This window comes from Gracilibacillus lacisalsi DSM 19029 (assembly GCF_000377765.1).
In the GTDB taxonomy this organism is placed as follows: domain Bacteria; phylum Bacillota; class Bacilli; order Bacillales; family Amphibacillaceae; genus Gracilibacillus; species Gracilibacillus lacisalsi.
On the sequence record NZ_KB898677.1, the window covers coordinates 1 to 18,799 of the forward strand.

16 protein-coding genes are annotated in these 18,799 nt (G+C 36.2%); 9 read left to right on the top strand and 7 right to left on the bottom strand.

Annotation, left to right across the window (positions count from 1 at the left end; translation table 11 throughout):
- The coding region (locus D569_RS24130; protein WP_156823001.1) for an integrase core domain-containing protein at positions 1-257 on the top strand (257 nt) is incomplete at its 5' end.
- A gap of 364 nt (positions 258-621) precedes the next feature.
- Here D569_RS24130 and rsmG read toward each other — a convergent pair.
- From rsmG to rpmH, 7 genes are all read right to left on the bottom strand, one after another.
- On the bottom strand, positions 622-1,335 hold the full coding sequence (gene rsmG, locus D569_RS0117945) for a 16S rRNA (guanine(527)-N(7))-methyltransferase RsmG (RefSeq protein WP_018933817.1): 714 nt from the start codon (positions 1,333-1,335) through the stop codon (positions 622-624).
- A gap of 12 nt (positions 1,336-1,347) precedes the next feature.
- A complete protein-coding gene (gene mnmG / locus D569_RS0117950) occupies positions 1,348-3,240 on the bottom strand; it encodes a tRNA uridine-5-carboxymethylaminomethyl(34) synthesis enzyme MnmG (protein ID WP_018933818.1) in 1,893 nt (630 codons plus the stop codon).
- A 25-nt stretch (positions 3,241-3,265) separates the two neighbouring features.
- The gene (gene mnmE, locus D569_RS0117955; protein ID WP_018933819.1) at positions 3,266-4,642 is read right to left on the bottom strand and encodes a tRNA uridine-5-carboxymethylaminomethyl(34) synthesis GTPase MnmE; all 1,377 of its coding nucleotides are present in this window, start codon (positions 4,640-4,642) and stop codon (positions 3,266-3,268) included.
- Between the two features lie 866 nt (positions 4,643-5,508).
- Positions 5,509-6,171 (bottom strand): RNA-binding cell elongation regulator Jag/EloR, encoded by a 663-nt coding sequence (jag, locus tag D569_RS0117965; protein WP_018933821.1) that lies wholly within the window; start codon positions 6,169-6,171, stop codon positions 5,509-5,511.
- Complete coding sequence (spoIIIJ, locus tag D569_RS0117970) at positions 6,171-6,959, bottom strand: YidC family membrane integrase SpoIIIJ (protein WP_018933822.1); 789 nt, start codon at positions 6,957-6,959, stop codon at positions 6,171-6,173. The genes jag and spoIIIJ overlap by 1 nt, the downstream gene beginning before the upstream one ends.
- 114 nt (positions 6,960-7,073) lie before the next feature.
- The gene (rnpA, locus tag D569_RS0117975) at positions 7,074-7,418 is read right to left on the bottom strand and encodes a ribonuclease P protein component (protein ID WP_018933823.1); all 345 of its coding nucleotides are present in this window, start codon (positions 7,416-7,418) and stop codon (positions 7,074-7,076) included.
- An 88-nt stretch (positions 7,419-7,506) separates the two neighbouring features.
- Positions 7,507-7,641: a 50S ribosomal protein L34 gene (gene rpmH / locus D569_RS0117980; protein WP_018933824.1), complete on the bottom strand. Its 135-nt coding sequence runs from the start codon at positions 7,639-7,641 to the stop codon at positions 7,507-7,509.
- A 610-nt stretch (positions 7,642-8,251) separates the two neighbouring features.
- Between rpmH and dnaA the strand changes: the two genes are divergently transcribed.
- From dnaA to D569_RS0118020, 8 genes are all read left to right on the top strand, one after another.
- Positions 8,252-9,604: a chromosomal replication initiator protein DnaA gene (gene dnaA, locus D569_RS0117985; RefSeq protein WP_018933825.1), complete on the top strand. Its 1,353-nt coding sequence runs from the start codon at positions 8,252-8,254 to the stop codon at positions 9,602-9,604.
- Between the two features lie 190 nt (positions 9,605-9,794).
- Entirely contained in the window at positions 9,795-10,937 is a 1,143-nt protein-coding gene (gene dnaN / locus D569_RS0117990) for a DNA polymerase III subunit beta (protein ID WP_018933826.1), read from the top strand.
- Between the two features lie 392 nt (positions 10,938-11,329).
- A complete protein-coding gene (gene yaaA, locus D569_RS0117995; RefSeq protein ID WP_018933827.1) occupies positions 11,330-11,554 on the top strand; it encodes a S4 domain-containing protein YaaA in 225 nt (74 codons plus the stop codon).
- A 25-nt stretch (positions 11,555-11,579) separates the two neighbouring features.
- Positions 11,580-12,692, top strand: coding sequence for a DNA replication/repair protein RecF (recF, locus tag D569_RS0118000; protein ID WP_018933828.1), 1,113 nt, complete (start codon positions 11,580-11,582; stop codon positions 12,690-12,692).
- A gap of 14 nt (positions 12,693-12,706) precedes the next feature.
- Positions 12,707-12,994, top strand: a complete 288-nt coding sequence (gene remB, locus D569_RS0118005; RefSeq protein WP_018933829.1) for an extracellular matrix regulator RemB — start codon at positions 12,707-12,709, stop codon at positions 12,992-12,994.
- 41 nt (positions 12,995-13,035) lie between these two features.
- Entirely contained in the window at positions 13,036-14,955 is a 1,920-nt protein-coding gene (gene gyrB / locus D569_RS0118010) for a DNA topoisomerase (ATP-hydrolyzing) subunit B (RefSeq protein WP_018933830.1), read from the top strand.
- 62 nt (positions 14,956-15,017) lie between these two features.
- Complete coding sequence (gene gyrA / locus D569_RS0118015; RefSeq protein ID WP_018933831.1) at positions 15,018-17,492, top strand: DNA gyrase subunit A; 2,475 nt, start codon at positions 15,018-15,020, stop codon at positions 17,490-17,492.
- A gap of 23 nt (positions 17,493-17,515) precedes the next feature.
- Positions 17,516-18,601, top strand: a complete 1,086-nt coding sequence (locus D569_RS0118020) for an HD-GYP domain-containing protein (RefSeq protein WP_245548525.1) — start codon at positions 17,516-17,518, stop codon at positions 18,599-18,601.
- Positions 18,602-18,799: the final 198 nt, after the last annotated feature.

The window sequence follows — 18,799 nt, forward strand, 5'->3', positions numbered from 1 at the left end:
ACTTTCAAGAGCTGGCTAAAGAAAAAGGCATTACCACAAGCATGTCCCGAAAAGGAAACTGCTTTGATAATGCCGTAATCGAATCCTTCCACTCCTCGCTAAAGTCGGAAGAATTCAACACTCAAAATAGAGTGCACCTTACAAACTCTATTGTACTAGAAAAAGTGCAATCTTACATGTATTATTACAACTATATACGACCGTTTACAAAACTAAACTGCCACAGTCCTGTTGAATTCAGGACTATGGCAGCATAGGTGTTTTTTCTTGTCCCGTTTTACTGGGTCAGTTCAGATAGCTTTCCTGGTCCTCTATTAATTCGTCATCCACCTTATCACCTAATCCAAAAATACGACCAAATGGGTGTAACATAATCAACACCACCTTTTTTCTGCTTAAACAAAATTCAAATAATATTGTATGAGAGCGAATACTTTTCCCTAATTATCAATTATATAAAAGGGAAAACTTGCTTAAAACTAGAATTTAAGCAAGTCATAGAAGCCGTTTTATATCCCAAATGTTTCACGTGGAACATAACTAGTAATCTGTTACTCTTATTTTATCATAAAAAATCAAAAAGCGATAAAAAATATGACTTATTTTTGATAAAAATATCATTTATAATGGATTTTTATTAGGAACACCTGGTTTTCGTGGGAATTTCTTTGGTGTTTTACGCTTTTTGTCAATAATGACGATATTTCTTTCGCCATTATTTTCTGGTAATGAAAAATGTTCAATACGTTGTAATTTTCCACCTAACAGTTCGATAGAATCTTCGGCATCGGACAGTTCTTCCTCCACATTAGATCCCTTCATTGCAATAAACGTACCATTTGTTCGTAAAAGTGGCAGGCAAAGCTCAGACAAAACAGAAGTCCTCGCAACGGCACGAGCCATCACTACATCAAACTTATGTCTGAACTTCTCATTTTTGCCGAATAATTCAGCTCGATCATGGTAAAAACTCACACCTTCAAGTTCTAGTTCAGTGGCTAAATGATTTAAAAATGTGATCCGCTTCTTCAATGAATCGACAATGGTAACATTGATTTGCGGAAAAAGTATTTTGAGTGGAATACTGGGGAAACCTGCTCCAGCACCCACATCACATAAATGAAACTCATTTGTGAAATCAAAATAGAATGCAGCTGTAATCGAATCATAAAAGTGTTTGGCGTAGACTTCTTCTTGATCTGTGATCGCTGTTAAATTCATTTTTTCATTCCACTCCACGAGTATGTGGAAGTATCTCTCAAATTGCTGTAATTGTTTTTCGGTGATCTCAATACCTTCGTTTTTTAAATGTTCTTGAAAGGACGAAAGATTCATCTTGCCACTCCTCTATTCGTTCGATACTTTTGCTACATTCCCTTGTTCAATATACACTAAAAGAATGGAAATATCAGCTGGATTAACACCTGATATTCTTGATGCTTGTGCTACAGATAACGGACGAACTTGTTTTAATTTTTCTCTTGCTTCCGTAGCAATACCGCTAATTGCATCATAATCAATATCATCTGGAATTAATTTGTTTTCCATTTTTTTCATGCGTTCGACTTGTTGGTTTGACTTTGCGATATAACCTTGATACTTAATTTGAATTTCGACTTGCTCTTTGATATCAGCCGCTAATTCCTTTTCAGGTGGAGCTACTTGTTCAATCACATCATAGGTTACTTCTGGTCGCTTCATTAAATCATAAGCAAGAATGCCATCTTTTAGCCTCGTGCCACCGACAGACTCCATCAACTGTTGCAATTCTTCTGTTGGTTTTAAACGAATATTGCTTAATCGTTCTTTTTCTTCATCAATTAACCGTTTCTTTTCTTCAAAACGTGCAAAGCGCTCATCAGAAATCAAGCCCATTTGATGACCTATCTCGGTTAAGCGTAAATCCGCATTATCATGACGTAATAATAAACGGTATTCTGCACGTGACGTTAACAGTCGATAAGGTTCATTGGTCCCTTTTGTCACAAGATCATCAATTAATACACCTATATACGCCTGGGATCTATCTAAAATTAATGGGTCTTTGTTCAATGCTTTAGCTGCTGCGTTAATTCCAGCCATTAAACCTTGACCTGCTGCTTCTTCATAGCCAGATGTTCCATTAATTTGACCTGCAGTGAACAAACCTTCTACATCTTTCACTTCAAGTGTAGGCCACAATTGTGTTGGCACGACAGAATCGTATTCAATTGCATAGCCAGCACGCATAATATCCGCTTCTTCTAAACCTGGAATACTGCGTAAAATTTCGCGTTGTACGTATTCGGGTAATGAGGTAGATAAACCTTGGACATACACTTCATCCGTATGACGTCCTTCTGGCTCTAAGAAAATTTGATGACGTGGTTTATCATGGAAACGGACAATTTTATCCTCAATAGACGGACAATAACGCGGCCCTGTTCCTTTAATCATACCGGAATACATCGCTGATAAACCTAGATTTTCATTAATAATCTCATGCGTTTTTTCATTTGTATAGGTTAACCAACATGGAATTTGATCCAAAATTTCCTCCGTTGTCTCATAGGAAAAATGTTGTGGATGGTCATCCCCTGGCTGAATCTCAGTTTTATCGTAATTAATCGAATGATTATTAACTCTTGGTGGTGTACCTGTTTTAAATCGAACTAGATCAAATCCTAGCTCTTCCAAGTTTTCTGCTAATTTTACACTTGCTCGCTGGTTATTTGGCCCACTTTCATAAGAAATATCACCAATGATGACACGTCCACGCATAAACGTACCCGTTGTAATAATAACAGATTCAGCATGATATAATGCTTTCGTCTCTGTGATAACCCCTTTAACTTGATCATCTTCAACAACTAATTTTTCTACCATTCCTTGACGAAGAGTTAAATTTGGTTCTTGTTCTAATGTCTTTTTCATTTCTTGGATATATAAAGGTTTATCTGCTTGTGCACGTAATGCCCGAACAGCAGGTCCTTTCCCTGTATTAAGCATTCTCATTTGAATGTATGTTTTATCGATTACTTTACCCATTAGTCCACCCAATGCGTCGATTTCACGAACGACGATACCTTTGGCAGGTCCGCCAATGGATGGATTACACGGCATAAATGCGATCATATCTAAGTTTAATGTTAATATTAATGTTTTCGCTCCACGCTTGGCAGCAGCATAAGCAGCCTCTACCCCTGCATGACCTGCCCCGATGACGATCACATCATAATGACCAGCTTCATAAGTTGACATCGCTGATCCTCCTTTTTATCAATATTTATTTTCCTAAACAGAACTGTGAAAACAGTTGATCAATCAGACTGTCCTGCATCGTATCTCCTATAATCTCACCTAATAATTCCCAAGCTCTTGTCACATCAATTTGTACCAGGTCAATTGGCATATCTGCATCCATCGCATCCATTGCATCTTCCAGAGCCTTTAAAGTTTGTTGTAATAACTGAATATGGCGGACATTTGAAACATACGTTAAATCGCCACTTTCCAAATCTCCCGCAAAAAAGGTATCTGCAATTGCTACTTCTAAATCATCCATACCTTTATCTTCAATTAATGCAGTCGTTATTACTTTTTGATCACCGGCTAATTGTCTTACTTCATCCAAGTCTAACTTTTGATCCAAGTCTGTCTTATTGACGATTACAATATATTCTAACCCTTCTACCGCTTTAAAAAGGTTACGGTCTTCCTCAGTGAGTTCCTCACCATAGTTCAACACTAATAAAATTAAATCCGATTCCTTTAATGCTTGTCGAGAACGTTCCACTCCGATTCGCTCCACAATATCCTCTGTTTCACGAATTCCCGCTGTGTCAACTAATCGTAACGGAATACCGCGGACATTGACATATTCCTCAATCACATCTCTCGTTGTACCTGGAATATCTGTTACAATTGCTTTCGTTTCCTGTACAAATGCATTAAGTAAGGAGGATTTTCCTACGTTGGGGCGACCAATAATTGCGGTTGCAATACCTTCCCGTAAGATTTTTCCCTGTTTCGCCATACTTAATAACCGTTCTACTTCCTGATATACTTCTTCTGTTTGTTTTCGTAACATTTGGTGAGACATTTCTTCAACGTCATCATACTCTGGATAATCAATATTTACTTCTACATGTGCTACCGTTTCAATTAACTTTTGCCGTAATTGATGAACAAGTTTCGATAACTTCCCATCTAATTGCTTCAATGCGATATTCATTGCCTTATCTGTTTTGGCACGAATTAAATCCATAACAGCTTCTGCTTGTGATAAATCAATACGTCCATTAAGAAATGCTCGTTTGGTAAACTCTCCTGGTTCAGCTAAACGTGCACCGTGGAACAAAACATGTTCTAATAATCGATTAACAGATGCCAGTCCACCATGACAGTTAATCTCTACTACATCTTCTTTCGTAAAAGTTTTTGGGGTTCGCATGACTGTAACCATTACTTCTTCCATCATTTCATTCGTTTCGGTATCGATCATTTTTCCGTAATGAATCGTATGGGATTCTACTTTTTCGAGATCTTTTCCCTCAAATAATTTATTGCTAATGGCAATTGCATCTTCACCACTCAATCGAACAATTGCGATCGCTCCTTCTCCGATCGGTGTCGAAATCGCTGCTATTGTATCTTTTTCCACTTCTTCACCCCCATTATTCTAACTTTTTCTATATCAATTGGCTATTCATTTCATTTAGTGTCACTAACTTATTAGAATAGCACAAAACTATATCACTTGAAAAGATATCCACACTCAGATTTAAAATTTATCGTCGCTATATATTATCCACATGTGCATAACTTTTTATGAAATCAATTATTCACAAGTAAAAAATACAAACTGCGAACTAGTGAAAATATCCGAAGTGAGTCTTTCTTGCAATCTTTCCAAAGAGAGTGCTGGAATACCGCTCCGGCAGAATACTGCGCTTTCCGTGGGCGATCTTGAGCTAACTTGGTAAAGAAAAGCACTTCACCAAGTGGATCTTCGGCTCGCGCTGTTCCCACAGGAGTCTCCGTATTCTGCCTACGCTATTTTTGTTCTCTGATTATAGAAAGAAATGAACTCACGGGACTAAAATTTTCTGTTTAATTACAGTGCTAATCGGCTGTGAATACCTCTTTAGCATAGTCGTATTCTATGCTAAAGATGGTGGAGAAATCGACCAGTTGATTGCGGATAAGCGTTGTAGAGCATATCTTAACAAAGGCCGCCCACTCCACTCCTGCGGGATCTGTTTGACCTGAAGATCCACTTTTTCGAGCAGTTTTTGCTCGAAGAAGTTAGCTGAAGGGCAAACCCCACGGAAAGGGAAGTGGGCAGCCGGAGTGATAGTTATCATCACGATATATTTCAAAATTATCTCTTAATGCAGTACGAGTACGAGGGGAGAACAAATCCATGTCCAGTTACTGTGCAGTTTATGAATTCTACTCCGTTGTATTTTCTTTCGCTCATAAAAAAACGAGCAATCGTGTTGATTACTCGTTTCCGTGACAAGCTATTTATTTCGGTTTAATTACTACGTAGCGGTTGGGTTCGGTTCCTTGTGAATCTGTTTCGACGTCTTTTCTGTTTTGTAATGCTGTATGAATCACTTTTCGTTCAAACGACGGCATTGGCTCGATTTTTACATCTCTCTTCGTCTGACTAGCACGGTCAGCCAATCTGTCCGCCAATGATATCAAGGTTTCTCGTCTTCTTTCACGATATCCTTCAGCATCAACTACGACGGTATAATACTTATCAGCATATTGATGCATTGCCAATTGCGCAAGATATTGAATGGCATTTAATGTTTGACCTCGTTTTCCAATTAATAACGCAATCTTTTCTCCAGTCAATTGCAATGTCACAACATTTTGTTCTACCTCTGCTTTAACATTTACCTCGACCTCAAACTCAGCAATAATCTTTTCAACGTACTGCTGAATTTTTCCGACAGGATCTTCTTCTGGTTCGACTTCCTTCGCCGGAAGCTCTTCAACTGATTCTTGAGCTTGGGCGACTTTCACAATCGCAGGTTTTGAACCGAATAAACCTAATAACCCCTTTTTCCCCTCATCAATTACCTCAATTTGTGCTTGGTCCTCTGTGATGTTTAACTGCCTTAACGCTGATTGGACCGCTTCATCTACAGTTTGTCCAGTAGCAGTTATCTGTCTCACTATTTATTTCCTCCTGCATTCGCCTCATCACGTTTCATCATTGGATTTTTAATAAGTAATGTTTGGAATACCATGAAGATATTACCTACTACCCAATAAAGTGCCAATGCTGATGGGAAGAAAATTGCGAACACCCCAATCATAATCGGCATAATATAAAGCATCATTGTCATTTGAGGCATCATTGTATTTTGTTGCGTTGTTGTTCCTGCCATCATTAACTTTTGTTGTAAGAAAGTAAATCCGGCTGTAAGGACTGGTAAAATATAGTAAGGATCTGGTGAATCCAATTGGAACCATAAAAATACATGACCATCAAGTGCTCCCGTACGCATAATCGCATGATAAAATGCAATCAAAATAGGCATTTGAACAATAATTGGCAAACAACCTGCTAACGGATTAACACCATTTTTCTGGAATAACTCCATTGTTTCCTGTTGTAACTTTTGTTGTGTTTGTTGATCTTTAGAACTATATTTTTCTCTAATTTTTTGTAGTTCAGGCTGAATTTCTTGCATTGCTTTGGAGCTTTTTAATTGTTTAATGTTTAGTGGGAGTAATATTAATCTGATTAGCAGCGTGACTAAAACAATAGAAAGACCATAGCCATATTCCGCATTAAAAAATTCTGCAACATTTACGATTAACCAGGATAATGGATAAACAAAATAACTATTCCATATCCCTTCACTTTCTGAAGTAATATCCTGATCAATCTCCGTACAGCCAGATAGTAATACCAGTACTCCGACTAAGCCCAATAATATTAGGAGCTTCTTACGCATCGTTATCCTCCTTAATTCCTTCACTTCACGTTTGTTTATAGTTTCTCATTTTACCATTACTCTCTATCAACAAGCTAGTTATAATGGTATTTTTAAAAATTATTAACAAAACGTTCACTTGTTTATTAAAAGTTTTGTTTTATAAAGTAAATGATTGATACTCTTTTTTATTTCATGAAAATCCATTTCTTTCGTTGGTTGTCTCGCAATAATAATTATATCATAATCACTTTTTATATTTTTATCTAATTCAAGAAAAGCTTGTCTCATATAGCGCTTTACTTGATTACGTATTACAGCGTTCCCAATTTTTTTACTTACAGACAACCCAACACGGTAATGTTGTTGTTGTCCTTTATGTAAATAATAAATGACTAGTTGTCGATTAGCAAAAGAAGCGCCCTTCTTAAAAACCTCTTGAAATTCACTATTCTTTTTAATTCTCCATGCTTTCTTCATTACTAGCGCGCCTCCATTAAAGAAAACAATTCTCATTTCTTAAAAGTTATGCCGTACATGGAAAAAGACCACTGAGTGTATCAGTGGCCTATGCAGACAATACTTTTCTCCCCTTCTTACGACGACGAGCAAGAACTTTTCGTCCATTTTTAGTGCTCATACGCGCACGGAATCCATGAACTTTTTTGCGTTTACGGTTATTTGGTTGAAATGTACGTTTCATTTATATGCACCTCCCTGAGGAATCTAATAATCATAATCGATTAGACAGTCTTACTCATTATACTTATAAATCATTTCTGATGTCAATGCCTAGTTCTAAAAAACATAAGATACCTCGTTATTTCTTTCAGATCTTTACACTATCCATTCTAAATGAAACAGACATTTATATCAAATCAATCTCGAGACTGTACTATAACAAAAGTTATTCCGAACTGTACTACTACAGTGTTGTGTGGATAAGTTTCATAGAATAAAACGACTTTTTCAATGTTTTGTCGACAAATTACTCACAAAATAAGACCATGTGTAAAGATATTAGTCACAATTTGTCTAAGTTGTGGATAAGTGTAGAGAAAACATTGCATTATTCGGCTTTATTTGATATCATATTTGTGTTTTAGTTTGTGAATAAAATTATCCAAGATGAGTTTTATCCACACATTGTGGATATAGTGTGGACAAAAGTTCACAGCTTGTATATTAGTTTATACACATTAATGTGGAAAACTTAATTTTTAGGTTTTCCTCTTTTTTATCAATGTATATCTATCCACAAGTTATTAGGCATGTATACTTCCTATTGTTGCCTTATGAAAGGAGGGTTTTTCGTGGAAAACATCGAAGATTTATGGAGAAACACGTTAGAATTAATTAAGGATAAAGTCAGCAAACCAAGCTATGATACCTGGTTAAAAAATACGTCTGTAGATCAATTAAAAGAAGATACAGTGATTATCTCCGCTCCAAATGAGTTTACAAGAGATTGGCTAGAATCTAGATACACAACCATTATCGCAGATGCCTTATATGAACTAACCGGGGCAAAATTAGCGGTGAAATTTGTCATTCCGGAAAGTACAGATGACACAACGGAAGAATTTACGCAAATGAAAAAGAAAAAAACAGTGCCTATGCAAAATAATGAAACATCACCTAAATCGATGTTAAATGACAAATACACTTTTGAAACATTTGTTATTGGTTCTGGTAACAGGTTTGCTCATGCAGCATCTTTAGCAGTTGCAGAAGCACCGGCAAAAGCATATAATCCGCTATTTATATACGGTGGTGTTGGTCTTGGCAAAACACACTTAATGCATGCAATCGGACATTATGTATTAGATCACAATCCAACCGCAAAAGTTGTCTATCTTTCATCTGAAAAGTTTACGAATGAATTTATCAATTCTATTCGTGATAATAAAGCTGTCAATTTTCGTAATAAATATCGTAATGTTGATGTCTTATTAATTGATGATATTCAATTCCTAGCTGGAAAAGAACAAACACAAGAAGAATTTTTCCATACATTTAATACGTTACATGAAGAAAATAAGCAAATTATAATCTCTAGTGACAGACCGCCGAAGGAAATTCCAACTTTAGAGGATCGATTGCGTTCTCGTTTTGAGTGGGGACTTATTACTGATATTACCCCGCCTGATTTGGAGACCAGAATTGCGATACTTAGAAAAAAAGCAAAAGCAGAAGGTCTAGATATACCTAATGAAGTGATGCTCTATATTGCCAATCAAATTGACACGAATATTAGAGAGTTAGAAGGTGCCTTAATACGAGTAGTTGCCTATTCATCGCTTATCAATCAGGATATCGATGCATCGTTAGCAGCTGAAGCATTAAAAGATATTATCCCTTCATCCAGACCGAAAGTCATTACGATACAGCATATTCAAGAAGAAGTGGGCAAAAGGTATAACGTAAAACTTGAAGAATTCTCTGCTAAAAAACGTACGAAGTCTATTGCATTTCCAAGACAAATTGCCATGTATTTATCCAGAGAACTAACCGATTTTTCACTTCCTAAAATAGGCGAAGAATTTGGTGGAAGAGACCATACAACCGTTATTCACGCACATGAAAAAATCTCCAAGTTAATGGGGACAGATGAATTATTAAGTAAAGAAATTGAAGAAATAAAAGAACAATTAAAATCCATGTAAACTAACACATGCTACTTTATACTTGTGGGTATTGTGGATAAAGAAAACAAACATGCAAACAAGTTATACACATCTGGATAACTTTCAGACAACCAGAATATTTGAGTTATCCACATAATCACATGCCCTATTACTATTATTACGGTATTATATTAATAATAAATAAATATATTCCTCAAGGAGGATTAGAATGAAAATTGTAATAAACAGAGACAAATTAATGGAAAGTATTCAACATGTAACAAAAGCTATTTCATCGAAAACGGCGATTCCTATTTTGGCTGGTTTAAAAATTCAAGCGACCCATAACGGTATAACATTAACCGGAAGCAACTCCGATATTACAATTGAATCTTTTATTCCAGTAGAAGAAGAAGGAATTCAATATATTGACGAAATTGAGCAAGGAGAAATTATTGTTCATGCGAAGTATTTTCCTGAAATCATAAGAAAATTACCTTCTCCAAGCGTTCAAATAGAAGTAGATGAACAATTGCAAATCACGATTCAATCTGGTCATGCTGAGTTTCATTTGAATGGACAAGATGCTGAAGAATATCCACAAATATCACAAATTAACACGGAAACCAATTTCGAATTACCGATTAATCTATTAAAAAATATGATTAAACAAACGGTATTTGCGGTATCCACATCTGAAACACGACCGATTTTAACGGGGGTCAATATTAAAGTAGAAGGTGAGCAATTGCACTTTGTTGCAACAGATAGTCACCGCTTAGCAGCAAGTAAATTACCTTTACAAGAAGGCATCGCTGAATTTCCTTTCGAACAAGTTGTTATTCCTGGTAAAAGTTTGAATGAACTAAGCAAAATTCTCGATGATACGGAAGATAAAATTCAAATTAGCATTAGTGAAAATCAAATTGCATTTCAAACGAATCACTTATACTTCTTATCCCGTTTACTGGATGGAAAATATCCAGAAACATCACGCTTAATTCCGGAAGAAAGTAAAACAGTGATCCATGCTGATACGAAAACACTACTACAAGCAGTTGACCGTGCATCATTACTCGCTAAAGATAATCATAATAATGTGATCAGATTACAAACGAAGGACCAGCAAATTGTAGAGATCTCTAGTAATTCTCCAGAGATCGGTAAAGTAGAAGAAGAAATAACTGTAGCTAGTATGGATGGAGAAGAATTAAAGATTTCATTCAGTTCCAAATATATGATTGATGCATTAAAAATAATGGAAACAGAACAAGTCAAAATTGAATTTACCGGAGCCATGCGCCCATTCATTATCAAACCAATCGATCATGATCAAATTTTACAGCTTATTTTACCAGTAAGAACATTTTAATTAATAAACAAGTTAGTTGAAAAAGTATACACGCGTTTCATTATCACTGAAACGCGTGTATTTTTTTCTTTATAAGGTGAGAAGCAATAAAACTATAGGTATCATTATTTTTTTAGAGATTTCAATGCCATATTTTAGCCTTTTATGAACTAACAATCTAAGTTTTTAACTGTGATATATGGTGTAGAGCAGCACTTAACGAAGGCAAAACCCCACAGAAAGGGAATATATTCCTTTTCTGTGTATCCAAAAAAATTAGATTATCAACATATTCCCCATTAGAAAAAAATAATTCGTAGGTTTACTTTTATATTTAGCAAATGTTTAGTAAAATAGATAGAAGGGCTATACTAATAACCAATATCTTTCTTAATAATAAAGTAGGTGAAATGATGGAAGAAAAAATTGAAATTTCAACAGATTATATCCCTTTAGGACAGTTTTTAAAATTAGCCAATATACTCGAGTCAGGTGGTATGATTAAAGTTTTTTTACAAGAAAATGGTGTCTATGTGAATGACGAATTAGAGACACGCCGTGGTAAAAAACTTTATCCTGGGGATACAGTCTATGTAGAAGATGTTGGTACGTTCGTAGTAACAAAAAGCGCGGAATAAAGGTTAAATTCGGAAGGAAATTCGAATGTATATACAACAATTAAGTTTAAATCATTATCGTAACTATGATCAGCTATCTGTTCAATTCGATGATAAAATAAACGTGATTATTGGAGAAAATGCTCAAGGCAAAACAAACTTAATGGAAGCTATTTATGTGTTAGGATTCTCCAAATCACATCGAACCACAAAAGATAAAGAATTAATCCAATGGGAGCAAAATTATGCTAAAATAGAAGGTAGTGTATTTAAAAGAAAGCAACAGTTCCCACTGGAAATACAAATTACCAATAAAGGTAAAAAAGCTAAATTAAACCATTTAGAACAAAAACGTCTTAGTGATTATATTGGTGCTTTAAACATTGTGATGTTTGCACCTGAGGATTTAAATCTTGTGAAAGGGAGTCCTCAAATTAGAAGACGTTTTATTGACATGGAAATAGGCCAAATCCAACCGATCTATATCTATCATCTTGGACAATATGTCAAAATCCTAAAACAACGAAATCATTTATTAAAGCAACTGCAAAAACGTAAATCAAATGATCTCACCATGCTACGTGTCCTGACAGAGCAAATGATTGAACATGCTGCTATTATCTTAGAAAAACGCTTTATGTTCATGAAGCGCCTGCGTACCTGGGCAAACGAGATACATCGAGGAATCAGCAGAGGAATTGAAGATTTGGATTTACAATATGCTCCTACTATTGATGTATCAGAGACGGATGAAAAGGAAAAAATAGGAACAGTTCTAGCAGAGACATTTGAGAAATTAGAAACGAAAGAAGTTGAGCGAGGTACAAGCTTAATAGGTCCACACAGAGATGATTTAGTCTTCTATGTTAATAATAAAAATGTTCAAACGTTTGGCTCACAGGGTCAGCAAAGAACAACAGCGTTATCTTTGAAACTTGCAGAGATAGAACTGATCTATCAGGAAATTAATGATTATCCTATTTTGCTTTTAGATGATGTCTTAAGTGAATTAGATGATTTCAGACAGTCCCATTTATTAGATACGATTGAAGGAAAAGTCCAAACCTTTGTCTCTACAACCAGTGTGGATGGTATTCATCATCAGACATTGGAGAAGGCGGAGATTTTTAGAATAGATAACGGAAAAATAATCGATTAAAAAGTAGGGATATTATGTTTATTCACATTGGAGATGACCATGTTATTCAATCTAAAGATGTGATAGGAATAATTGATTACAGTTTAGTAACTTCCTCTACGATCAACGAGGAGATGCTAGAAGAACTGAAAGAGAATGAACAAGTCGTTGTATCAGAAGAAGATGTAACAAAGGCAGTAGTAATTACTGCTGACAAAGTATATTATAGCCCGTTATCGGTTTTAACATTAAAGAAAAGAGCCAGTATGATTTCCACTATCAGCAGATTAGAGGATTATTCTGAAAATGGTGATGAAGAATAAAAGATAATCAATGAGAGAGAATGTAGGTGATTGAATTGACAATGGAAGAAAATACGCCACTAGAACAAGCCTATGATGCAGATCAAATTCAAGTATTAGAAGGCTTGGAAGCAGTACGAAAAAGGCCGGGAATGTACATTGGGTCTACCAATGAAAAAGGACTTCATCATTTAGTCTGGGAGATTGTTGATAACAGTATCGATGAAGCACTGGCAGGTTACTGTGATCATATCGAGGTTTTTATTGAAAAAGATAATAGTATAACAGTAGTTGATAACGGTCGTGGAATCCCAGTAAGTTTACATGAGAAGACAGGTCGACCTGCAGTAGAAACCATTATGACTGTCCTACATGCTGGTGGAAAATTTGGTGGCGGTGGTTACAAAGTATCAGGTGGTCTGCACGGAGTTGGGGCTTCCGTCGTAAATGCTTTAGCTACTGAACTAGAAGTGCATGTCCACCGTGATGGAAAATTGTATTATATTAGCTTTTCACGCGGTAAATTGAACCAAGAATTAGAAGTAATTGGCGAAACGGATATCACGGGAACTAGAACCCGTTTTAAACCAGATCCTGAAATATTTACAGAAACTACTGAATACAACTATGAAACTTTAGCGACAAGGTTACGGGAATTAGCCTACCTGAATAAAGGTTTACGAATTTCTATTCAAGATAATCGTGAAGACAGTGAACCAGAAACCTTTTATTATGAAGGTGGAATCGGATCATATGTAGAGCATTTGAACCGTTCAAAAGAAGTATTACATGAGCCGTTTTATGCAGAAAAAGAAGAAGATAATATTCAAGTAGAAGTAGCATTACAATACAATGATGGATTCGCAAGCAATATCTATTCATTTGCCAATAATATTAGTACCCATGAAGGTGGTACACATGAATCAGGTTTTAAAACGGGTCTTACTCGTGTTATTAATGACTATGCGCGAAAAAATAACTTATTCAAAGAAAACGATCCGAATTTAACAGGTGATGATGTAAGAGAAGGTTTAACAGCGATTATCTCTGTTAAGCATCCCGATCCACAATTTGAGGGGCAAACGAAGACGAAACTAGGTAATAGTGAGGCAAGAACGATTACAGATTCAGCCTTTAGTGAGCTATTTTCGAAGTTTTTATTTGAAAATCCGAATACAGCACGAATTATTGTCGATAAAGGCTTAATGGCTTCAAGAGCTAGAATGGCGGCGAAAAAAGCTAGAGAATTAACAAGACGTAAAGGTGCTTTGGAAGTTTCCAATCTTCCAGGGAAACTTGCAGACTGTTCGTCACGAGATGCCACGATTAGTGAACTGTATATTGTAGAGGGGGACTCTGCAGGTGGTTCTGCCAAGCAAGGGCGAGATCGTCATTTCCAAGCGATTTTGCCACTTAGAGGTAAAATATTGAATGTTGAAAAGGCAAGGCTAGACAGGATTTTATCTAACAATGAGATTCGTTCAATTATTACGGCACTTGGTACCGGGATCGGCGAAGAATTTGATATTTCGAAAGCACGTTACCACAAAATTGTGATTATGACTGATGCAGATGTTGACGGTGCACATATTAGAACCTTGTTATTAACCTTTTTCTTTCGATTTATGAGACCGTTAATTGATTATGGTTATGTCTATATTGCACAGCCACCTCTTTATCAAATCAAACAAGGTAAAGCTGTACATTACACCTATTCAGATAAAGAGCTAGATCAATTATTAGCAGAATTACCTAAACAGCCAAAACCAGGTTTACAACGTTACAAAGGTTTAGGAGAAATGAATGCAACACAGCTGTGGGAAACAACAATGGATCCTGAAGGACGTACATTGTTGCAAGTAAGTTTGGAAGATGCCATGGAAGCTGATCAAATTTTTGACATGCTTATGGGAGATAAAGTAGAACCACGCCGTAATTTTATTCAGGATAATGCGGTATATGTTAAAAATTTAGATATCTAATCCAGTTTGAACAGAATAGCAATTTTCACGTCTTCCTGCAGTGAAATAGGAGGTAATCAAATATGGTGGATCAAAACCGTCCACAAGTTCAAGAAATTAATATAGGGCAAGAAATGAGAACATCTTTCTTAGATTATGCAATGAGTGTTATTGTATCTCGTGCATTACCTGATGTTCGAGACGGGATGAAACCTGTTCATCGTCGAATATTATATGCGTTAAATGACCAGGGTATGCATGCGGATAAAGCATATAAGAAATCAGCTCGTATTGTTGGGGATGTTATTGGTAAGTATCACCCACATGGTGACTCTGCTGTCTATGATGCAATGGTAAGAATGGCACAAGATTTTAGTTATCGTTATATGCTTGTTGATGGCCATGGAAACTTTGGTTCAGTAGACGGTGACCCACCAGCGGCAATGCGTTATACGGAAGCCAGAATGTCAAAGATTTCAATGGAAATGTTACGGGATATTAATAAAGATACGATTGATTACATGGATAACTATGATGGTTCGGAAAGAGAACCGAAAGTATTACCTGCTAAGTTCCCTAACCTGTTAGTGAATGGTGCTTCTGGTATTGCTGTAGGGATGGCAACTAATATCCCTCCACATCATTTAGGTGAAACGATTGACGCTATCTTAGCAATTAGCCAGAATCCGGAAATTTCTATTAGTGAATTAATGGAAGAATATATTTATGGTCCTGATTTCCCGACAGCTGGTGAAATTTTGGGTCGAAGTGGTATTAGAAGAGCCTATGAGACTGGTAAAGGATCCATTACCATTCGTGCCAAAACAGAGATAGAAGAACAAGCGAATGGTAAATCAAGAATCCTTGTTTCAGAAATTCCATATCAAGTCAATAAAGCGAAGCTAGTCGAAAAAATTGCTGATTTAGCTAGAGATAAACGTATTGAAGGTATCACTGATTTACGAGATGAGTCAGATCGTAATGGTATGCGAATTGTAATTGAACTACGTCGTGATGCGAATCCAAACGTCGTATTAAATAATTTATATAAACAGACATCCTTACAAACGTCCTTCGGTATTAACATGCTAGCTTTAGTGGATGGACAGCCGAAAGTATTAAACTTGAAACAGTGTCTGGAATATTATTTAGAGCATCAAAAAGAAATTATTACGAGAAGAACGCAATATGATTTAAATAAAGCGGAAGCACGTGCACATATCCTCGAAGGTTTACGGACGGCATTGGATCATATTGATGCGATTATTACTTTAATTCGTCAATCCCAAACAACTGAAATTGCCCGTGATGGCTTAATGAATCAATTTAACCTGTCCGAAAAACAGGCGCAAGCTATTTTAGATATGCGTCTACAACGTCTGACTGGTTTAGAACGGGAAAAGATTGAAGATGAGTATAGCCAGATTGTAGCGTTAATTAAAGAATTGAAGGAAATCTTGGCGAATGAAGAGAAAATTCTCGAAATTATTCGTGAAGAATTATTAGAAATTAAAGAGAAGTACAATGATGAAAGAAGAACAGAAATTGTATCCGGTGGAATAGATCTGATTGAAGATGAAGATTTAATCCCTGAGGAAAGTATTGTTATCACATTGACACACAGAGGCTATATTAAACGTCTACCTGCTTCGACCTATCGAGCACAAAGACGCGGTGGTCGCGGAGTACAGGGAATGGGTACGAATGATGATGATTTTGTCGAACATTTAGTTTCTTGTTCAACACATGATACGGTCCTGTTTTTCTCTAATAAAGGAAAGGTATACCGTTCGAAAGGGTATGAAGTTCCTGAATTTAATCGTACAGCTAAAGGTATTCCGATTATCAATTTATTAGAAGTGGAACAAGGTGAATGGATTAATGCTGTTATCACGGTCAGTGAGTATAAGGAAGACTGGTATTTATTCTTCACAACAAAATATGGTATATCTAAGAGAACGTCACTTCCTCAATTTGCAAACATCCGTAAAGGTGGCTTGATTGCACTAAACTTGCGGGAAGGTGATGAATTAATTTCTGTTCGTTTAACAGATGGCGATAAAGATATTTTAATTGGTACTAAGAATGGCTATGTCATTCGATTTGAAGAAAGTCAAATCCGTTCTATGGGAAGAACAGCAGCAGGTGTCAAAGGTATTTCATTACGTGAAGATGATGAGGTTGTTTCGATGGAAATTCTGGAGGAAGACCAGTATGTACTGAACGTAACAGAGAATGGTTATGGAAAAAGAACACCTGTTGACGAATATCGTAGAACTAATCGTGGTGGTAAAGGGATATTTACTGCAAACATTACCGAAAAAACCGGTAGAGTCGTAGCAGTGAAGAATGTAACGAGTGAAGAGGATATTATGATTATGACAGTATCTGGTGTTCTCATTCGTATGCAGGTAGAAGGTATCTCAACGACAGGTCGAAATACGCAAGGGGTTCGACTGATTCGACTACAGGAAGAGGAAAAAGTTGCAACAGTAGCTAAGGTTGATCGTGAAGAAGAAATTGTTGAAGAAGGTAATGAAGAAGAGATAGAAAAATAGTAAAGGGTGTGATCTATTTGCAGGTGCATCCACAACAACTCATACCAGGATGTATTGTTATTAAACCAATATTAGGGAAAACTAAGCATCCAATTATTGATAAAAATACGGTCATTACAGAAGAACATATTCAAGTTTTAAAACACTTTAATATTGATTCTGTAGAGGTATCGGAAAAATTAGCATCTGGGAGTCTATTCACCCCTGAAAAAGTTATCGATGCTGAGCATGCTTCACGAAATAATGTCCAAAGGAACTCACGAGATTCCTTTGAGACTTTATACCTTAATGCTGTCTCGGGCTACAAAGCAATGTTTCAAAAATGGCAAGGTGGAAGCTCTATTGATATCTATCAAGTAAGAAAATTGATGATGCCATTATTTGATTATGTAAAGAATATTAATTTAGATTTATTTTTATTGCATAAATTTGCTTCCAAAGAAGACTATTTCTATCATCATGGCGTATCCATTGCCCTGCTATCCGCACATCTTGCTAAAAAACTAGGTTATCAAAAAGATTGGGTCCAAGTAGGGCTTGCAGCTATTTTGGCTGACTGTGGGATGGCTAAATTAAGTGAAAATTGGCTCATGAAAGAATCAAGATTAACCATTGCTGAATATGAGGAAATAAAGAAACATCCGACATTATCCTATCGAATGGTTGAGGATATTCCTTATGTAACAAAAGATATGAAAATAGCGATATTACAGCATCATGAAAGAATAGATGGTAGTGGATATCCAATTGGAGCAAAAGCTGAGAAAATACATCCCTTTGCTAAAATTATTGCAGTTAGTGATACTTACCATGCCATGACATCAGAACGTGTTTATCGCAGAAAGCAATCACCATTTAAGGTAATGGAAGAGATGTTGAAGTTGAAGTATCAAAAGTTTGATTATCCAGTACTGCAAAAATTTATTGATACACTTATGAATTACACGATCGGTACCCGTGTTATGCTCTCAACTGGTAAAGAGGCGTATATTATTTTCGTTGATTCCAATCAACCAACAAGGCCGATGGTACGATTAATGGACAGCGATGAAATCATTAAGCTAGATGAAAAACAAGCAATCTTTATCGAAAATATTATTACAGAATAAACAGGTGACCACAACGGTTGCCTGTTTTTTTATGATAAATATAGTGCACAAAATTCATATACATATACTGCACAGTAACTTAGACATGGATTTGTTCTCCTCGGTACTGAATTTAGATGAGTGCATAATCGTCGCTGCGGAAAAATACTCCCTTTCCGGGGGCACGGCCTCAGCTAACTTTGCAAAGAAAAACAATTT

What these genes read in the sequence shown, in the direction of transcription:
- rsmG (WP_018933817.1), bottom strand. Translation starts at nt 1,335, where the DNA reads ATGAATCTTTCGTCCTTTCAAGAACATTTAAAAAACGAAGGTATTGAG.
- mnmG (WP_018933818.1), bottom strand. Translation starts at nt 3,240, where the DNA reads ATGTCAACTTATGAAGCTGGTCATTATGATGTGATCGTCATCGGGGCA.
- spoIIIJ (WP_018933822.1), bottom strand. Translation starts at nt 6,959, where the DNA reads ATGCGTAAGAAGCTCCTAATATTATTGGGCTTAGTCGGAGTACTGGTA.
- rnpA (WP_018933823.1), bottom strand. Translation starts at nt 7,418, where the DNA reads ATGAAGAAAGCATGGAGAATTAAAAAGAATAGTGAATTTCAAGAGGTT.
- rpmH (WP_018933824.1), bottom strand. Translation starts at nt 7,641, where the DNA reads ATGAAACGTACATTTCAACCAAATAACCGTAAACGCAAAAAAGTTCAT.
- dnaN (WP_018933826.1), top strand. Translation starts at nt 9,795, where the DNA reads ATGAAAATTGTAATAAACAGAGACAAATTAATGGAAAGTATTCAACAT.
- yaaA (WP_018933827.1), top strand. Translation starts at nt 11,330, where the DNA reads ATGGAAGAAAAAATTGAAATTTCAACAGATTATATCCCTTTAGGACAG.
- recF (WP_018933828.1), top strand. Translation starts at nt 11,580, where the DNA reads ATGTATATACAACAATTAAGTTTAAATCATTATCGTAACTATGATCAG.
- remB (WP_018933829.1), top strand. Translation starts at nt 12,707, where the DNA reads ATGTTTATTCACATTGGAGATGACCATGTTATTCAATCTAAAGATGTG.
- gyrB (WP_018933830.1), top strand. Translation starts at nt 13,036, where the DNA reads ATGGAAGAAAATACGCCACTAGAACAAGCCTATGATGCAGATCAAATT.
- gyrA (WP_018933831.1), top strand. Translation starts at nt 15,018, where the DNA reads ATGGTGGATCAAAACCGTCCACAAGTTCAAGAAATTAATATAGGGCAA.